General features: G+C 67.7%; 14 protein-coding genes. 3 read left to right on the top strand and 11 right to left on the bottom strand.

The genetic code is table 11. From position 1 onward, the window contains the following. Positions 1–51: 51 nt before the first annotated feature. From AB4Z47_RS17130 to sucC, 4 genes are all read right to left on the bottom strand, one after another. Entirely contained in the window at positions 52–1,545 is a 1,494-nt protein-coding gene (locus AB4Z47_RS17130; RefSeq protein WP_441951877.1) for a cell division protein PerM, read from the bottom strand. A gap of 84 nt (positions 1,546–1,629) precedes the next feature. After that, complete coding sequence (locus AB4Z47_RS17135) at positions 1,630–2,691, bottom strand: DUF5336 domain-containing protein (protein ID WP_441951878.1); 1,062 nt, start codon at positions 2,689–2,691, stop codon at positions 1,630–1,632. Between the two features lie 765 nt (positions 2,692–3,456). After that, positions 3,457–4,371: a succinate--CoA ligase subunit alpha gene (sucD, locus tag AB4Z47_RS17140; protein WP_441951879.1), complete on the bottom strand. Its 915-nt coding sequence runs from the start codon at positions 4,369–4,371 to the stop codon at positions 3,457–3,459. Between the two features lie 25 nt (positions 4,372–4,396). Next, positions 4,397–5,563, bottom strand: a complete 1,167-nt coding sequence (sucC, locus tag AB4Z47_RS17145; RefSeq protein WP_327110234.1) for an ADP-forming succinate--CoA ligase subunit beta — start codon at positions 5,561–5,563, stop codon at positions 4,397–4,399. 536 nt (positions 5,564–6,099) lie between these two features. On the opposite strand from sucC, the gene AB4Z47_RS17150 reads away from it, so the two are divergent. Then, positions 6,100–7,362, top strand: a complete 1,263-nt coding sequence (locus AB4Z47_RS17150; RefSeq protein ID WP_441951880.1) for a peptidoglycan DD-metalloendopeptidase family protein — start codon at positions 6,100–6,102, stop codon at positions 7,360–7,362. Positions 7,363–7,422: 60 nt separating this feature from the next. Here AB4Z47_RS17150 and AB4Z47_RS17155 read toward each other — a convergent pair whose 3' ends face one another. Continuing rightward, on the bottom strand, positions 7,423–7,848 hold the full coding sequence (locus AB4Z47_RS17155; protein WP_441951881.1) for a hypothetical protein: 426 nt from the start codon (positions 7,846–7,848) through the stop codon (positions 7,423–7,425). A gap of 115 nt (positions 7,849–7,963) precedes the next feature. Then, a complete protein-coding gene (gene pcrA / locus AB4Z47_RS17160; protein ID WP_441951883.1) occupies positions 7,964–10,546 on the bottom strand; it encodes a DNA helicase PcrA in 2,583 nt (860 codons plus the stop codon). Between the two features lie 378 nt (positions 10,547–10,924). Here pcrA and AB4Z47_RS17165 point away from each other — a divergent pair, with 378 nt between their 5' ends. Beyond that, positions 10,925–11,218 carry a chorismate mutase gene (locus tag AB4Z47_RS17165; protein WP_441951885.1) on the top strand — a complete coding sequence of 98 codons (294 nt, stop codon included), beginning with the start codon at positions 10,925–10,927 and terminating at the stop codon, positions 11,216–11,218. 191 nt (positions 11,219–11,409) lie between these two features. Here the strand turns inward: AB4Z47_RS17165 and AB4Z47_RS17170 are convergent, their stop codons facing one another. Continuing rightward, entirely contained in the window at positions 11,410–12,864 is a 1,455-nt protein-coding gene (locus tag AB4Z47_RS17170) for an NAD-dependent succinate-semialdehyde dehydrogenase (protein ID WP_441951886.1), read from the bottom strand. A 208-nt stretch (positions 12,865–13,072) separates the two neighbouring features. Here AB4Z47_RS17170 and pgi point away from each other — a divergent pair, with 208 nt between their 5' ends. Continuing rightward, positions 13,073–14,710, top strand: a complete 1,638-nt coding sequence (gene pgi / locus AB4Z47_RS17175; RefSeq protein ID WP_441951887.1) for a glucose-6-phosphate isomerase — start codon at positions 13,073–13,075, stop codon at positions 14,708–14,710. Positions 14,711–14,922: 212 nt separating this feature from the next. Here the strand turns inward: pgi and AB4Z47_RS17180 are convergent, their stop codons facing one another. The 4 genes from AB4Z47_RS17180 to AB4Z47_RS17195 all read right to left on the bottom strand — a co-directional run bounded on the left by AB4Z47_RS17180 (position 14,923) and on the right by AB4Z47_RS17195 (position 18,686). Then, on the bottom strand, positions 14,923–15,579 hold the full coding sequence (locus tag AB4Z47_RS17180) for a nucleoside/nucleotide kinase family protein (RefSeq protein ID WP_441951888.1): 657 nt from the start codon (positions 15,577–15,579) through the stop codon (positions 14,923–14,925). Between the two features lie 114 nt (positions 15,580–15,693). After that, positions 15,694–16,191 carry a LysR substrate-binding domain-containing protein gene (locus AB4Z47_RS17185; protein ID WP_441951889.1) on the bottom strand — a complete coding sequence of 166 codons (498 nt, stop codon included), beginning with the start codon at positions 16,189–16,191 and terminating at the stop codon, positions 15,694–15,696. 238 nt (positions 16,192–16,429) lie between these two features. Then, complete coding sequence (locus AB4Z47_RS17190; RefSeq protein WP_441951891.1) at positions 16,430–18,049, bottom strand: acyl-CoA dehydrogenase family protein; 1,620 nt, start codon at positions 18,047–18,049, stop codon at positions 16,430–16,432. Continuing rightward, a complete protein-coding gene (locus AB4Z47_RS17195; protein WP_441951892.1) occupies positions 18,036–18,686 on the bottom strand; it encodes a TetR/AcrR family transcriptional regulator in 651 nt (216 codons plus the stop codon). Before AB4Z47_RS17195 ends, AB4Z47_RS17190 begins: the two co-directional genes overlap by 14 nt. Positions 18,687–18,718: the final 32 nt, after the last annotated feature.

Genomic DNA, 18,718 nt, shown 5'->3' on the forward strand with positions numbered 1-18,718 from the left:
CTCCTGCGGTCGATCGGATGGCGGACGGATGCGGCACCGCCGGGTTAGAGCCTAACGACCGTCTACCCGGTCGCTGTCCGGCAGGTCCGCCTCGACCACCTCGGCGTCGACGATGTCAGGTGTGTTTTCGACGTGATACCTGCGAGTGGTCGCGATCGCCCGCTGTTCGTCCACGAGTTCACCTTCCAGCTCCGGCCCGTCGTGGCCGTACGCGTCGTCGTGGTGGTCCACGTCGGCGTAGTAGTCGTCGTCGTATTCCTCGTCGGCGTAGTAGTCCGCGCCCTCGTCGTAGTAGTCGTCGTCGTCGTACGGATCGGTGTAGTCGGCAGGCGGCGCACCGACCGGGTCGATATACCACCGGGCAAACGTCAAACCCACGTATCCGGGGATGGCGAGCCACGCGAAAGTGATCATCGCGAAGATCGGCAGGTCGAGCCCGACCCGACCGAACGTGCCGAGCTCACCGCCCGCGACGGCGCCGAGCACCGTCAAAGCGAAAGCGGCCAGCCCCGCCGAGGTCAGCGTGGCCCAGGGCGCGGTGATCCGGTCGGTCGAGGTGCGAGCACAGTCCAACCCGCCGAGCACCCCGATCGCCGCAGGGACGAGCAACAGCACCACCCACCACCCCGCCGCGGGGCCGGTGGGCACCGAAGCAAGCAGCGGCACAGCCGGAATGGGACCGCCCACGACGGAGAACACCCCGAACGAGGCGACGCCGAACTGCGCGCTGGATCCGACCAGCACACCGACGGCCTGGACCGCAAGGTTCGGCAGATAGGCCAGCGAGAGCAGGGTCAAGCCGATCACTCCCGCGGCGTTGCCGGCCGACTGATAGGTGTCGCCCAGCCGAGAGATATGAGCGAGGAACGACACGACTACGACCGCGGTGGCGCAGGCCAGTAAGCGAAAGACGGACCGGCCCGCGCCATAGAGTCCCGAGACGACCCAGTCGGGCAAGCTCGGCAGCACGAAAAGCCGGCGCCTGATGCGGGTCGCGATACCTGCGACAGCAGCGAGCAGATACAACCCGCCCACCCAAGCGAACGCGGCAAGGGTGTTGGGCGGTTGCAGCGCGATGACACCGGAGGCGTCCTCGGCGACCGCCAGACAGATCGCGGTGACCAGCAGCGGACCGGCTAGCGCGGCGCCGACGATCCAGCCGAGATCGGCCCTCGTGCTGTTCGATTCCACGGCGCGTGCGCATTCGCGGCCGGCAATCCAGACCAGCAGCGCGGTGGGCAGCAGCGGGAGCAGGCCGAGCGGAGTCTTACCGATCACCAGCGGAACCTGATGCATACCCAGCCATCCGGCGGCGATCGCACCCGAGGTACCAGCCAGATCACTTCCCGCGGACAGCAGTGCGCCGAGCGCCAGAATGATCATGGTGATCAGTGCGAACGTCGCGGGCCGTCCGGCGACCAAGACAAGCACCCTGGCTCGTTCCGGGGTAAGCGACAGAAACCCGGTCTCGTCCGCGTCAGGGCGTGGTCGCGACGCCCGCGACCCGCCCGTCCGGCGCGCCGGGAAGTTTCTGGGGTAGCTCATGGCTTTCGAGCGTGGCAGCTTCCCCGGCGCGACCGGGTCAGGCGCGCCGTGTGCGACCGCCGCGCCGGGGAAGGTGCCGCTGTGTTACTTGTTGTTGTCGTCCGAGGGACGGAATGCCTGCGTAGCGTCGGAGGACGGATCACTCCCCTGCTCGCCGCCGAACGGCTGGCCCTGCTGGCTCGGCTGGCCCTGCTGCTGACCAAAGCTCGGCGAACCGTACGGCGACTGCTGGCCGGGCTGCTGACCACCGAACTGCTGGGTCGCGCTCTCGTCCGGGCGCGGCTGCGCGCCGTAGGGCGAGCTCGGCTGTGCGGCGCCGTAGGCAGTGGTCGGCTGGCTCTGCCCGTAGGGCGACTGCGGCTGACCGTAGGACTGGCCCGGCTGGCCCTGGCCGTAGACCGGCTGACCCGGCTGGTTCTGCCCGTAGGGCGAAGGCTGCGACGGGAACTGCGGCGTACCGGACGGGCCGCCGAAGCCGGACTGCCCGTAGGGGCTGCCCTGTCCGTAGCCGGGCTGACTCGGCTGGCTCTGCCCGAAGGACGGCTGGCCCTGACCGAACGGCGGCTGCTGGCCGTAGGCGCCCTGCCCGAAACCGCTCGGGGTGGCCGGGCGCGGCGCGGGCGCCTTCAGAATGCCCGCCTCGAACAGCAGCGCGCTGATCGCCAGCGCGGCCTGCACGAAAGCCAGCACGAGCACGACGTACGCGCCCCACTTCAGCACGGTGCCCGCACCGAAATTGAAGGACTGGAACAGGAGCGCGAAAAAGCCCGCAGTCGATGCCGCGGCGGCCGCCCCGATCCAGCTCTGCTTCGGCAGCAGGGACAGACCCGCGAACAGACCTCCGAGCAGCAGCAGTCCGAGCAGTGGCGAGCCGGACGCCACCTCGAACAACTTCGCCGTCTCCTGGCTGCTCACCCGGGTGCCACCGAAGTCGACCGGCTTGCTGCCGAGGAACGGGAGAAAGCCGAGCAGGAAGTTGATCACACCGAGCGCCGCTACGCCGACCGCAAGAAAGAACGGCAGACCTTTGGCATCGGAACCGGTAGCGCTCGAACCTGAACTCGCACCACCCGTGGACGGACCTTGGCTGGTTGGTGCGGAGGGCGCGGGTTGGTTGTACCCGGAGCCCCCGGTCGGGTATGACATGTCGTCGTCTCCTAGGTCGAGTCGTTCAGGGTCTTCACGGCTGGATCTCTCTCTTCTGACGCTACTGCACTCCCCCGCTCAGGTCACCCGTAACCGACCGGCCGGACTGCCCGTTTTGCCCTTTCCCGGCAGGTCGCGCGCCGTTTGCGGGTGGGCGCCGGAGCACGCGATCAAAGCCGCGACGCTCCGGGGCGAGTCGTCGCTCAGGCGTGCTGCTCGATGTATCAGGAAATTCCCCGCCGACACCGTCGTAATCGGCCGATTCTTCTGCCGTCCATGTCGACGCCGTCTTGGTGCAGGCATTCGTCGCGCTGCTGATACGGGACAGAGACGACCGGGTCCGGCGCGGCGGGTCGGCCGCAGGCCGAGGTAAACGGGTGGCGGTGAGCGCGACGATTGCGATGATCCGCACGCTGGGTCGTGGTGGCTCGTTTCACACTGCCGGATTTCTCAGTACCGGGGGGAATGAGCTGCCAGGCGCCGGTCGAGCATGGATGAATCGCGAGGGTAGTGAATTGGCGGCGGTGGCGTTCCTTCAGCCCTGCCGCCATTCGACTCCGCTCGACGGGGCCGCGGAGATGAACCTCCCTGGCCCCTGTCTCGTGTCGATAAGAGGAAGAAGACAGAAGTTCGCCGATGAGCCCGGACGAACAGTGCCACGCGTGGTTGGTCAGGACGCTCAGCTTCTGCCCGAGCCGAGCCCACCGCCACACATGACGAAGGCCGCCTCCCGAATTCGGAGGCGGCCTTCGTTCGTCGCGCGGATCAGGCGCTGATGCTGGCCTTCTCCAAGATCTCGCGGGCCAGCGCGGCGGTCTCGGACGGCGTCTTGCCGACCTTCACGCCCGCGGCCTCCAACGCGTCCTTCTTCGCCTGGGCGGTGCCCGACGACCCGGACACGATGGCACCCGCGTGGCCCATCGTCTTGCCCTCGGGGGCGGTGAAGCCCGCCACGTAGCCGACTACCGGCTTGGTGACGTTGGCCTTGATGTAGGCCGCGGCCCGCTCCTCGGCGTCGCCACCGATCTCGCCGATCATCACGATCAGCTTGGTCTCCGGGTCCTTCTCGAACGCCTCGATCGCGTCGATGTGGGTGGTGCCGATGACCGGGTCGCCGCCGATGCCGATCGAGGTGGAGAAGCCGAAGTCACGCAGCTCGTACATCATCTGGTAGGTCAACGTGCCCGACTTCGAGACCAGGCCGATCGGGCCCTTGCCGGTGATATTGGCCGGGGTGATGCCGACCAGCGCCTCGCCGGGAGTGATGATGCCGGGACAGTTCGGACCGATGATCCGGGTCTTGGCGCCCTTCTCCACGTTGTAGGCCCACGCGTACGCGGTGTCCTGCACCGGGATGCCTTCGGTGATGACCACGAGGAGCGGGATCTCCGCGTCGATGGCCTCGATGATGGCGTCCTTGGCGAACTTCGGCGGCACGAACGCGATGGACACGTCGGCGCCGGTCTTCTCGATGGCCTCGGCGACGGTGCCGAACACCGGCAGCTCGACCGTGTTGCCATCCTTGTCGACGTGCGCGACGGTGGTGCCCGCCTTGCGCGCGTTCACACCGCCGACGACCTGGGTGCCCGCCTTCAGCATCAACGCGGTGTGCTTGGTGCCCTCGCCGCCCGTGATGCCCTGGACGATGACCTTGGAATCCTTGTTCAGGAAGATAGACATTCTTTTCGTCCTTACTCGGCCGTCGTTATCGGGCGGCTGCCAGTTCGGCGGCCTTGTCGGCGCCTTCGTCCATTGTCTGCGCCAGCGTCACCAGCGGGTGCGCGGCGTCGACAAGGATCTTGCGACCCTCGTCCACTCGGTTGCCATCCAGCCGGACAACCAGCGGCTTGTTCGCGTTGTCGCCCAGGATCTCCAGCGCCTTGACGATGCCGTTGGCGACCGCGTCACAGGCGGTGATGCCGCCGAACACGTTGACGAACACGCTCTTGACCTGCTCGTCGTTCAGGATGACATCGAGGCCGGCGGCCATCACCGCGGCCGAGGCGCCGCCACCGATGTCCAAGAAGTTGGCAGGCTTCACGCCGCCGTGACCCTCGCCCGCGTAAGCGACGACGTCCAGGGTCGACATGACCAGACCCGCGCCGTTGCCGATGATGCCGACCTCACCGTCGAGCTTGACATAGTTGAGGTCGTTCTCCTTGGCCTTGAGCTCCAGCGGGTCGGTCGCGTCCTTGTCCGCGAACGCCTCGTGGTCCTCGTGGCGGAATTCGGCGTTCTCGTCCAGGGTGACCTTGCCGTCGAGCGCGAGGATCTCGTTCTGTGGAGTGCGCACCAGCGGGTTGACCTCGACCAGGGTGGCGTCCTCCTTGACGAACACCTCCCACAGCTTCTGGATGGTCACGGCCGCGGCGTCCAGCACGTCGGCGGGCAGATGGCCCTGCTCGGCGATCGACCGCGCGAACGCCAGGTCGACGCCCTTGACCGCGTCGACCGGAACCTTGGCCAGCCGCTCCGGCTTGGTCGCGGCGACCTCTTCGATCTCCATGCCACCCTCGACCGAGCACATGGCCAGGTAAGTCCGGTTCGCACGGTCCAGCAAGAAGGAGATGTAGTACTCCTCAGCGATGTCCTTGGCCTCGGCTACCAGGAGCTTCTTGACGATGTGGCCCTTGATGTCCAGGCCGAGAATGTTCTGCGCGTGCGTCAGCGCGTCGTCCGGGGTGGCGGCGTACTTGACGCCACCCGCCTTGCCGCGGCCACCGGTCTTGACCTGGGCCTTGATCATCACCGGCTTGCCGATTTCCTCCGCGATGGCGCGGGCTTCGTCGACCGTGTCCGTGACGCGGCCCTCGGACGAAGGCACTCCGTGCTTAACGAAGAGCTCCTTCGCCTGATATTCGAAGAGATCCATGTATTCACCGTCTCGTCTGCGTTGTGATGACAACGTCTTTGTTGGCGGCCCGACGTCGGAAGCGGGTCGGATCGGACTCTAACCAGTCACATGGACGACCAATCGGCCACGTACATCCTAAGTGGCGCAGGTCACGGAGCGGTGCCCACAGCGGTAAAACCGCTGGCCATCGCTACCGATGAGTAGGTTGCCGACGCCGCGCCAGGTAGAGCCGCCGAACCCGGAGTAGGCCTTGGTCTACTACAACCCGTCGTCGATTGACCTGTCTCGAGTGCCCATGGCGCAGTGAGATATTCCGCACCCCGAGCGTGATGAATATCACATGTTTGAATAGGGGTCGCGCAGCGCTTGTGGCAACGCAATCGTTTCGTTACCGTCATTGCGGTCGATGTCACAACACGGTCACGACGAGGAGGACGGCAAGCCTTGACGCAGCACAGCACTCCGCACACGGAGAGCCGCTCCGCATATGACCGACCGACGCCGCTGACCAGCGGATATTCGAGTACCCTCCGCTTCACGATGTGGCACCGCCGATGAATCATCGCTCCACCTTCGCTCCCGATGATCGCGCGCTGTCGGCACATCGTTACCGCCTCGACAGCGAGTCCTTCGGCGCGGCCAGCAGACACGTGGGCCCCTCGATGGACCGGCATCGAAACTCGCTGTACAACGCGACCCCCGGCGCGGTATCACAGGCGGGATACGGCTACGACGCAGCGGGCGAGAACGACACCCCTGTCGACGACTCGCACTACCACGGCACGGCCTACCAGAACGCGGGCTACGACAACTCCGGGGCCGCGGACCACGGGTCCGCCGAGCAGGAGTGGTCGCCGGAGAACTCCTGGGCCGATGGTGGCGCGTGGAACTCCGGCGATGCATGGGCCGAAGAGAGCTCTTGGTCGTCCGCGGAGAACTCGTGGGTGCCCGAAGAGGACTCATGGGCGTCCGAAGACAGCAGCTGGGCTCCGGATGAGAGCTGGGCGCCCGAGGCCACCGAGCCCGAGTCGGGCACCCCCGCAGATCCCACGGTAATCCCTGCCCGTCGCGCCGCGAACAAGCGTGGTGGCGCGCACCGTCTGCCCGCACCGCCGGCCGCCCTCAAGGGGCGCGCCGCGGTCGCAGCGGTCGCCGCTGGTGCGGTCGTCGCCGCCGGGCAGGCCGCGTTCGCTTCGCCGGAGCAGCCGTCACGGGCCGTCGACTACGAAGCCGCAGGCCAGATCCACGAGATCGCCGCGCAGTCGATGAACGTGGCCGACCCCAGCGCCTCGCCGGAATCACCGCAGGTGTTGAACGTTTCGGCGCCGGCCGATCTCGGCCAGTTCAACGACATCCTGCAGAAGGGCCAGAAGTACGCCGAGGACCTCGCCGCCCAAGAGGCCGCGAAGCTCCGCCCGCTCTTCACCAAATTCGCCGCAGGCACCTTCACCTCCGGATTCGGCGCCCGCTGGGGCGTGCAACATCTCGGTATCGATATCGCGGGCCCGATCGGTACCCCGATCTACGCCGTCGCGGACGGCACCGTGGTCGAGGCCGGTCCCGCTGCGGGCTTCGGCATGTGGGTCCGCCTGCTGCACGACGACGGCACCATCACCATCTACGGCCACATCGACACCGCCACCGTGTCGCAGGGCCAGCGCGTGATGGCAGGCGATCAGATCGCCACGATCGGCAACCGCGGCTTCTCCACCGGCCCGCACTGCCACTTCGAGGTCTGGTTGAACGGCGCCGACAAGGTCGATCCTCTCCCCTGGCTGGCAAGCCGCGGCATCAGCCTCGGCCCCCAGCGCGACTGATCGGCCGGGGGTACGAGGGACTGGGCCGCGTTGTGGGGGCCTGCGCTGTGTCGAAGGCTCCTACGGCGCCGTGGCAATCGCGAGACCGACCAACACCACCGCCTTGATGACTTCCAGGCCGATGTACCAGTAGTGGGCGTGTGAGCGCGGTAAATCTTCGCCTCCCAGGACGCGGTCGGCGCGGCGAGTCAGAGGTGGTCGCACTGCCAGCACCTGGACGGCCAGGACTGCGACGGCGGCGGCGAGCCAGAGGCAACTCGCCATCCCGGGCCCCACGATCAACGCGGCGACCACCAGCAGCACGCCGAGCACGGACTCGGCGACGTTCAGCGCGCGGAACACCAAGCGGCCGATACCGAGGCCGAGGGGCACGGTAACGCCGGGCGCACGAAACTTCAGCGGCGCTTCCAGGAACGAGATGGCCAGCACCATGCCGAGCCACAGCATGGGCAGAAACCACAGGATGTGCTGCGCGACCGTATCCACATCACGGACCCTACCGAGACGTCGCGACAACACGGCAGCGTCGACAGGCCCCGCCACACACTCACGGAATACGACTCGGGCACGCGGCTGCTCGCCCGATTGCCCGTCCGAACGCTCAGAGCTTGACGAGAGTCCGGCTGTACTGCGGGATCAGCCGGATCTTGCCCGCGGTACCGAAGTCGATGGTCACGGTGGCCAGCGGCCCGAAGCCCTCGGCGGCAATCACGCGACCGAGACCGTACTTGTCGTCGCTGACCCGATCGCCTACCGCGAGCACCAGAGTGGTGTTGTTTCGTGTCGAGCCGCCGGGTGCGGGCCTGCGCGGGCCACGGTCGCGCACCCCGGGACGCGGCTCCGACCAGCCGTCGCCACGAGTCCAGTCCCGCTCCAACCCGTCGTCATCGCCACCGCGCCGCCGAATACCCCTGGACGCGGGCGACCCGGCGGGCTCCAGCCGTCGCCAGTCGACGAGATGTCCCGGAATTTCTTGCAGGAAGCGCGATTCCGGATTGGAGACCGGCTGCCCCCAGCCGGAACGGACCACCGCACGGGTGAGATACAGGCGCCGCCTTGCCCTGGTGATGCCGACATAGGCGAGACGGCGTTCCTCGGCCAGCTCGGTGGGGTCGCCGAGCGCACGCATGTGCGGGAACTGCCCGTCCTCCCACCCGGTCACGAACACCACGGGGAATTCCAGCCCCTTGGCCGTGTGCAGCGTCATCATCGTGACGACGCCGGAGCCCTCGTCCGGAATCTGGTCGGTGTCGGCAACCAGCGACACCCGTTCCAGGAACGCGGCGAGCGAACCGGGGTCCGGCTCGCCCTCGCCCACTTCCGGCAGCAGACCTTCCTGCCGGGCAGCATCCGCGTTGTTGTGCGCCTCCGAGCTGAATTCCCTTGCGACGCTGACCAATTCGTTGAGGTTGTCCAGCCGGGCACCGTCCTGCGGGTCATCCGAGGCCTCCAGCTCGGCACGGTAGCCGGTGCGCTCCAGCACCGCCTCGACGACATTGCCCACGTCCGGGAAGTCGGATTCCGCGCGTTCGCCCGCTGTCCGGATCTCGTCGAGCAGCTCGAGGAAGCCCGCGATGGCGCGCTGCGCTCGCGTGTTCAGCAGCGCTACCTTGCCGTCGCCGGCGTCGCGCAGGGCGGCTGCGAAACCGATCCCGCGCTGTTCGGCGTGCACCGCGACGCAGGCTTCGGCCCGATCACCGATGCCGCGGCGGGGGGTGTTCAGGATGCGGCGCATGCTCACCGCGTCGTCCGGGTTCTCCAGCACCCGCAGGTAGGCGACGATGTCGCGCACCTCCTTGCGCTCGTAGAAGCGCACACCGCCGACTACCTTGTACGGCAGCCCCATCCGGATGAAGATCTCTTCCAGCGCGCGGGAGTTGTTGTTGGTGCGATAGAACACCGCTACGTCGCCGTAGTTGGCGTCGCCCTGGTCGACCAGCCGGTCGATCTCGCGTGCCACGAACGATGCCTCGTCGTGCTCGTTGTCTGCGACGTAGCCGGTGATCAGGTCACCCTCGCCGGAATCGGTCCACAGCTTCTTGTCGCGCCGGTTCTCGTTGCGCGAGATCACCGCGTTGGCGGCGGACAGAATGTGCTGGGTGGAGCGGTAGTTCTGTTCCAGCAGAATGGTTTCCGCGTCGGGGAAGTCACGCTCGAACTCCTCGATGTTGCGGATGGTCGCCCCACGGAAGGCGTAGATGGACTGGTCCGCGTCGCCGACAACGCATAGTTCGCTGGGCGGCAACCGGTCCGCGCCCTCATCCGCCGGATGGTGCCCGACCAGCTCGCGCACCAGGATGTACTGCGCGTGGTTGGTGTCCTGGTACTCGTCCACCAGCACGTGCCGGAACCGGCGGCGGTAGTACTCGGCGACCTGCGGATGGTTCTGCAGCAGCGCCACCGTCTCGCCGATGAGGTCGTCGAAGTCCATGGCGTTCGCCGTGCGCAGCCGACGCTGATACTCGGTATAGACCCTGGCCACCAAGCCGGGCAGTTCCGCATCGTCCGACTCGGCGTCCGTTGTGGCCTGGACCGGGCCGACGAGCTCGTTCTTCAGATTCGAGATCGCGGTCGCCAACAGCCGTGCCGAGTATTTCTTGGTGTCGATGTCCAGGTCGCGGCTGATCATGGTGAGCAGTCGCCGCGAATCGTCGGCATCGTAGATGGAGAAATTCGAATTCAGGCCGGGCAGGAGCGCGGCCTGCATACGCAGGAGGCGAACACAACTGGAGTGGAAGGTGGACACCCACATGTTGTTCGCGCGCGGGCCGACCAGTCCGATCACGCGCTCCCGCATCTCCGCGGCAGCCTTGTTGGTGAAGGTGATGGCGAGCACCTGGCCAGGGGTCACCCCACGGGCGGCAAGCAGGTAGGCGATGCGACGGGTGAGCACGGCCGTCTTGCCTGACCCCGCGCCCGCCACGATCAGCAGGGGCGATCCGGTGTGCACGACCGCCGCGCGTTGCTGCGGGTTGAGTCCGTCGAGCAGTCGTTCGGCCTCCTCGGCACGGCGCTGCTCCCGCTCGATGCGCTGCTGTTCGCGCTCGGGGTCCGACGGCGGCGGCTGGACGACGGCGCGCCACACCCCCTCCTCGGCGTTTGCGCCGACGATCTGCGGATTCGAAGTCGGATCCGGGTGCCCGACCCGACCGGCATGCGTTGTGGGAGCCACCGTGATGTCCATCGTCCATCCACGCTACCGGCGGGCACCGACAAACATGAAGCCCCGGGCTCGATGTCCTCCAGGATCGGGCGGCGAACGGGGCGAGCTCCCACTGTTGGGAAACTCGGGTGAACCGACCTGGGCTTATCAGGAAGCTCACAAACGCAATCGTTTTGCAGACCTCCCACCCCGTGGCAGACTGGCCGAATGTTCTACCCTCTCGCGATACATCCCGTCCGGCCACCCGCCGGTAAATCGTGATCGCGGAGCCTGTACCTGAGCACACCTTGGTGGGGGGACAATACAAGGTCCCACCAGGTCTGTTTCACGGTGAAAGAACTGATCGGTAACAAGCCGAGCGCACGCGCCGATCGATGTTCTGACACGAGGAGATGAATGATGAGTACCCCTGCGACGACGACCGGGTCGGAATCCGCGCTGCCGCAAACCGAGGCCGAGATCGACAAACTCCGCAAGGAGATCGACCGCCTCGACGCCGAGATCCTCGCCGCCATCAAGCGCCGCACGGAGATCTCCCGGATCATCGGCCGGACTCGCATGGCGTCCGGCGGGACGCGCCTCGTGCACAGCCGGGAGATGAAGGTGCTGGAGCGCTTCAGTGAACTCGGCCAGGAAGGCCACACCCTCGCGATGCTGCTGCTTCGTCTCGGACGCGGCCGCCTCGGCCACTGATCCGCGGGCACCTGTTCTCAGCCGTCGAGCACGCCCACAGAACCACGCGGCGATCGCAGGACCGTCGCACCCCCAAGACCGCCCCGAGTGCGCAGACCCCGGGGCGGTCGTTTCATGTCCGCAGCCTGTGATCGGGCTGAGCTCCCGCCCGGGGTGGCGCGCCGTTCGATTGCGCCACCGGGCGGCTGCGCTCAGGTGAGGGCGATGTACTTGGTGGACAGATACTCCTCGATTCCCTCGGTCCCGCCCTCCCGGCCGAAGCCGGACTCCTTGACACCGCCGAAGGGGGCGGCGGGGTCGGAGATGACACCGCGGTTGACGCCTACCATGCCGGATTCCAGGCCCTCGGCGATCCGGAGAGCTCGGTCGAGATCGCGGGTGTAGACGTAGCTGACCAGGCCGAATTCGGTGTCGTTCGCGGCCGCGAGACCCTCCTCCTCGGTCTCGAAGCCGATGATCGGGGCGACCGGACCGAACACCTCCTCGCGCAGGATCCTGGCCTGCGCGGGGACGTCGCTGAGGATGGTGGCCGGGTAGAACCAGCCGGGCCCGCCGAGCGCCTTGCCGCCGATGCGCACCCGGGCGCCTGCCGCGACGGCGTCGTCGACCAACTCGCTGACCGTATTGAGCTGGTCCTCGTTGATCAGCGGGCCGAGCGTCGTGTCCGGGTCGTAGCCAGGACCGACGGTCACGCTGCTGGACATCGCCTCGACGAACTTGGTGGTGAACTCCTCGAGGACACCGTTCTGCACGTGGAAGCGGTTGGCCGCGGTACACGCCTCGCCGCCGTTGCGCAGCTTCGCCAGCATCGCGCCCTGCACGGCGGCATCGACGTCGGCGTCGTCGAACACCACGAACGGAGCGTTGCCGCCGAGCTCCATGGAGGTGCGCAGCAGTCCGTTCGCCGACTTCTCCACCAGTTTCTTGCCGACCTCGGTGGAGCCGGTGAAGGTCAGTTTGCGCAGCCGGGGATCGTTCAGCAGCGGCTGGGTCACCGCGCTCGACCGGCTGGATGTGATCACCGACAGCACGCCGTCGGGCAGACCGGCCGCGCCGCACAGCTTTGCCAGCAGAAGCATGGTCAGCGGCGTGGCCGACGCGGGCTTGACGATCATCGTGCAGCCCGCGGCCAGCGCGGGGCCGATCTTGCGCGTCCCCATGGCCAGCGGGAAATTCCACGGTGTGATCGCCAGGCACGGGCCCACCGGCTGCTTGTGCACCATGATGCGGCCGCTGCCGGACGGTGCGTGCAGGTAGCGCCCGTGCACGCGCACGGCCTCCTCGCTGAACCACCGGAAGAACTCGGCACCGTAGCGCACCTCGTTGCGGCTCTCCGGCAGCGCCTTGCCCATCTCCAGGGTCATCAGCAGTGCGAACTCCTCCGCGCGCACGGTGATCTGCTCGAACACCTTCCGCAGGATCTCCGCCCGCTCCCGCGCGGGCGTGGCCGCCCACTCGGCCTGCACCGCGACCGCCGCGTCCAAAGCGCGCACGGCGTCCTCCGGTGTCGCGTCAGCGACCTGCGTCAGCACCTCCCCGGTCGCTGGATTGTGCACCGGAAAGGTGCCTGCGCCGGTGGCGTCGACCGGCCCGCCGATCCACAGTTGCGTCGGTACGGATTCGAGAACTTCACGTTCGGACACCATGAGGCCAGCCTATGCCGCTCCTCGTGCGCACACTGTTGATCGCACGGTCGGCGCCCGAATCTCGGCGCGCCCGGGATTCGTGGCCTGCTCGGCTTCGCACGGCACCGCCGTCGAACAGCACGGCAGCACACAGCGTCGCGCTCTATCGCCGCCCGCTCAGCGAACATTTCCGTGCACACAGCGGAGCCTGCTTGTAACCTCGGCGGACGTGAGCAGCGACATCACCGCGACGGCGGCATGGCGGAAACTGCACGATCACCACGGCGCCGTCGCCGGACGACACCTCAGGGAGTTCTTCGCCGACGATCCCGCCCGTGGAAGCGAGCTGACCGTCCAGGTGGGGGACCTGCACATCGACTACAGCAAGCACAGGGTGACGAGGGAGACCCTGCACCTGCTCGTCGAATTGGCGCGCGAGGCGGGCGTGCCCGAGCGCAGGGACGCGATGTACCGCGGCGACCACATCAACACCTCCGAGGACCGAGCGGTCGGCCACGTCGCACTGCGGCTGCCGGAAGGCGAGACCGTGACCATCGACGGCGCCGACGCGGGCGCCGAGGTGCACGACGTGCTGCGGCGGATGGGCGATTTCACCGACGCGCTGCGCTCCGGCGAGTGGCGGGGCGCGACCGGCGAGCGCATCGCGACGGTGGTCAACATCGGCATCGGCGGTTCGGATCTGGGGCCGGTGATGGTGCACCAGGCGCTGCGGCACTACGCCGACGCAGGCATCGGCGCACGGTTCGTCTCGAACGTCGACCCCGCCGACCTGGTTGCGAAGCTCGACGGGCTCGACCAGGCGACAACGCTGTTCATCGTGGCCTCCAAGACCTTCTCCACGCTGGAGACGTTGACCAACGCGACCGCGGCCCGGCGCTGGCTGGTCGCGGCACTCGGCGAGGACGCCGTCGCCAAACACTTCGTCGCGGTCTCCACCAACACCGAGCGGGTGGCGGAGTTCGGCATCGACACCGCGAACATGTTCGGCTTCTGGGACTGGGTCGGCGGCCGCTACTCGGTGGACTCGGCCATCGGCCTTTCGGTGATGGCGACCATCGGCAAGGAGCGCTTCGCGGAGTTTCTCGCCGGAATGCACGCTGTGGACCGGCATTTCGCGTCGGCACCGCTGGAGGCGAACGCGCCGGTGCTACTCGGCCTGCTCGGTGTCTGGTACTCGAACTTCTTCGGCGCGGAATCCCGTGCTGTGCTGCCGTATTCGAACGACCTGGCCCGCTTCCCCGCCTACCTGCAGCAGCTGACCATGGAATCCAACGGCAAGTCGGTGCGCGCCGACGGCACCCCCGTCGCCGCGACGACCGGCGAGATCTTCTGGGGTGAACCGGGAACCAACGGCCAGCACGCCTTCTACCAGCTGCTGCACCAGGGCACCCGCCTCATCCCGGCCGACTTCATCGGATTCGCCCGTCCCACCGACGATCTGACGACCCGCGACGGCACCGGCAGCATGCACGACATCCTGATGAGCAACCTGTTCGCGCAGACCAAGGTACTCGCGTTCGGAAAGACGGCCGAGGAGATCGCCGCGGAAGGCACCGACCCGAAGGTGGTGCCGCACAAGGTGATGCCGGGCAACCGTCCGACGACGACCATTCTCGCGCCGCAGCTCACCCCGTCGGCCGTCGGGCAGCTCATCGCCCTCTACGAGCACCAGGTCTTCGTCGAAGGCGCGATCTGGGGCATCGACAGCTTCGACCAGTGGGGCGTGGAACTCGGCAAGCAGCAGGCGCTCGCCCTCGCTCCGCAGCTCACCGCGACGGAAGACCCGGCGCCGCAGGACGACTCGTCTACCGACGCACTCATCCGCTGGTACCGCGCAAACCGCTGACCTCGGTCGGCGGAGTAGCGCCCGCGACTTCGCCTGACCGGTAGCTCTCGGCTTCCTGCTGGGCGGCACGCCCGTGCCACACGGCTTGCACGGCACCCAGTACTCTGCCCGACCGGCGACGCACGGCTTCCACGGCACTGCTACTCCACCCGATCGGCGGCACGTAACTTCAGCCGCGCCTGCTCCAGCCGCTGATGTGAGATGGAGACCGGTCAGCGCTCGGCGACCGCGTAGCGCCCCGCGTGCTCGCGCAGTATCAGGTCGGCGCGGGCCCTGGTGGTCGCGATCAGGTCCGCATTGCGCAAATCACTTTCACGCACCTTCGTTTCCGCTGCCTCGAATGTGCGGCCACCACGAATGTGCCTGCGGAGCAGGCGATCCTCGATCAGCTTCCGCGACGCGTCCAGGTACCAGCATTCGTCGAGCAATGTGCGTACCGTCGACCACGTCCGGCCCGCGAAATCATCCAGCAGCAGGTAGTTGCCTTCGGTGAGCGCGACGGACTGCCGGTCGAACACCACACCGCCAGGTACCGGCGCATCGATCGCCCGGTCGAACGTCGGCCAGGCGACCGGCTTGCCGAGCCGTGTGGTCCGCAACCGTCGCAGCCCCGCGACGTAGCCCGCGACGTCAAAAGTGTCCGGTTCCCCTTTGCGCGCAAGGCTTCCAGCGGCACGCAACACGTCGTTGGGCAGGTGATAGCCGTCCATGGGCGCGATCTCGGCGACGGCGGCCCCCGCCTCGGCGTCGATCGCGTTCCGCAGTAAGCCCGCCAACGTCGACTTACCCGCCCCCGGCGGACCCGCGATCCCTACCAGGTATCGGCTGTCCCCTGCGCTGTCAAGCACCCGCCGCGCAAGCCAAACCATCGGTCTCTCGACAAACTCCCCGGCCACCGCCGCCACCCTACAACCACTTCCCGTCGAGTGGGACATGGCTGCGGCAGAACGCGGCCGAGAAGCCACTCGCTGCTGTGCCGCTCATCAGCGGAGTCGGTGGCGTACCTGGGCGGAGAGTTCGGCGGCGCGGTCGCGCAGGGCTTCGGTGAAGGATTGGCGCAACGGGGACTCGCCACGGTGCGCGATGGCTGTTCTGCGTACCGCGGCCGGGTGGTCGATGCGTAGCAGGGCGACGGTCGGGGGCAGGACCGGGACGGCGATGCCGGGGACCACCGTGATGCCGAGACCCGCCGACACCAGTCCGAGCTTGGCGAACCAGTCCCGAGCGACGAACGCGATGTCCGGTTCCCATTCGGGATCACGCCAAGCGCCGAGCAGGGTGGCGTCGGGCTCCTGGCTACCGGCGATCCAGCGTTGGTCGCGCAGCATCTCGGGTGTGGCGCTGGTAACGCCCGCGAGGGGGTGCGTGGGCGCGAGTGCGACGAGCAGCGGATCGTCCAGCAGTGGTTCGATGTCGATGCCGACCTGCGGGGCATCGGGTTCGATCACCACCGCGAGAAGCTGAAAGAAGTGGTCGAGCACTGCGACACCGCGCTGGTCGAACGAGTGCTCGACCCGCCGACCGCCTGAGCGACCGATCCGGTCGGACGGACGCTCGACACCCCACGAGTACGCGACCTACCAACCAATCGACCTGCCGCATCAGGCAAAAACCCACTCGACACCGCACGGGTACGGCACGGGCCCCACCCGAGCGATGCCGCATCAGACAAACACTCGATGGCGCACACCCACTCGGCCGCCCGAGCGACCGGCCGGATCAGACGAATGCGCGCTCGATGATGGCGCCGGTGTCCACCCCGGTGGGCAGTGTGCCGAACGCGATGCCCCAATCGTCGCCGAGCCGAGTGGCGCAGAAGGCGTCGGCGACGGCCGGGTGGCCGTGCCGGACCAGCTGCGCACCCTGCAGCACCAGCGCCATCAGCTCGACGATGCGCCGTGCGCGATATTGGATGTCGCTCAGGTCGGACAGTTCCTTGCCGATCCGGGCGATCGCGTCGTCCAGGCGCGCGTGCTCACCCTTCGCTAGGGACACCTCGTTGAAGTACGCCTCGACGGTCTCGGGCTGACGGCCCATGGCGCGCAGGGCATCCAGCGCCGCGACGTTGCCGGAGCCTTCCCAGATGGACATCAGCGGCGCCTCGCGGTACAGCCGCGGCATCCCGGACTCCTCGGCATATCCGTTGCCGCCGAGGCATTCCAGCGCTTCGGCGGCGTGCGCGGGCGCCCGCTTGCACACCCAGTATTTGGTGACAGCCAACGCGATTCGCCGCAGCGCCGCCTCGGCCGGGTCCTGTGTGGCCCGGTCGGTGGCCCCGGCCAGCCGCATCATCACGGTGGTCGCGGCGTCCGATTCGATCACCAGGTCGGCCAGCACGTTGCGCATGGCGGGATGATCGATCAGCTTGGCGCCGAACGCTTCCCGGTGCCTGGCATGGTGCACGGCGTACACCGCGCCGACCCGCATGCCGGTTGCCGAGCCGATCACGCAGTCCAGCCTGGTCATGTTCACCATCTCGATGATGGTCTTGACACCGGCGCCCTCCGCGCCGACCAGCCAGCCGGTGGCGTTCTCGTATTCGATCTCCGAAGAAGCGTTGGACTTGTTGCCGAGCTTGTCCTTGAGCCGCTGGATACGGAGGGGATTGCGACTGCCGTCCGGCAGCACCCGGGGCAGCAGGAAACAGGACAGACCGCCGGGTGCCTGCGCCAGCGTGAGGAACATGTCCGACATGGGCGCGGAGGTGAACCACTTGTGGCCGACGATGCGGTACGTGCCGTCCGGCCCCGGGGTCGCGGTGGTGGTGTTGGCGCGGACGTCCGAGCCGCCCTGCTTCTCGGTCATCGACATGCCCGCGATGAGCCCGGCTTTGGTGGACGGCTCACGCAGGCCGAACTCGTAGATCCGGGAGCCGAGCAGCGGTTCGTATTTCGCCGCGAGCTCCGGGTTGTGCCGCAGCGCGGGCACCACCGCGTAGGTCATCGAGATCGGGCACGTGTGGCCCGCATCGGCGACGCCCCAGGTGTAGAACTTCGCCGCGCGCGCGACATGGGTGCCCGGCCGTCCGTCCAGCCAGGGTGAGGCGTGCAGGCCGTGTTGGACGGCGACTCGCATCAGGTCGTGCCAGTGCGGATGGAACTCGACCTCGTCGATCCGGTAGCCGTAGCGATCATGGGTGCGCAGCACCGGCGGGTACTCGTTGGCCAGCCTGCCCCACTCCTGTGCCTCGGCGCCGCCCGCGAGCGCGCCGAGTTCCCGGACCTCCGGTTCCGCCCAGCCCGCACCTTCCCGGTGCAGTCCCTCGATCAGCGCCGGGTTTCGCGAGACGTCGAAGGGAACGATGTCGGGCACCTGGTTGAAGACTTCATGCGTCTGCATCTGCCACTCCTGATTCCAGCCGAGCGCCGCCGGCGCCCGGGTCGGCGCGCACACCCAGCGCGCGTGTCGCGAAAGCGATGAGTTCGGGGACGACGGATTCCCCGTGCGGCGCGTCGGCGAGCGGGCCGACCAGCACCTCGCCGATCGCGCCGACGAGGGCGGCCGCGCTGATCCTCGGGTCCTGGGGCGGCAATTCACCTTGCGAAACCCCGTCGGCCACAGCGGATTCGAATGCCTCGGCGAATGCGCGCCGGAAGGTCAGCCGTTCGCTGTCGACAACGGCGTCGACCGGTTCGGCGAGCAGCACGTAGGCCAGCTTCGGATTCTTCAACGCGCGACCGGCGAAGGTCTCCACCGCCGCGGTCACCCGCTCGACGGCCGTTCCGCGCGCACCGACCTCGGCCACTGCGGCCACCTCACCGCCGACCACCTTGCGGAAGACCGCCCTCACCAGCTCGGCCTTGCTGTCGAAATTCTTGTAAACAGTCCCGGTGGCAACACCCGCTTCGGCCGCGACCGCCGCCATGGAGAGCGCCGCGTACCCGCCTCGGGACAGCACCTTGGTTGCGGCGTGCACGATCAGCCCCGCCTGCGCGTCCAGGCGGGCCTGCACGGCGGGAGTTCTCCGGTAGGCCACACAAGAAGTGAACCATGAATTCATTTCTTCAC

Origin of the sequence: Nocardia sp. 2TAF39 (genome assembly GCF_052114905.1) — a bacterium.
Taxonomy (GTDB): Bacteria; Actinomycetota; Actinomycetes; order Mycobacteriales; family Mycobacteriaceae; genus Nocardia.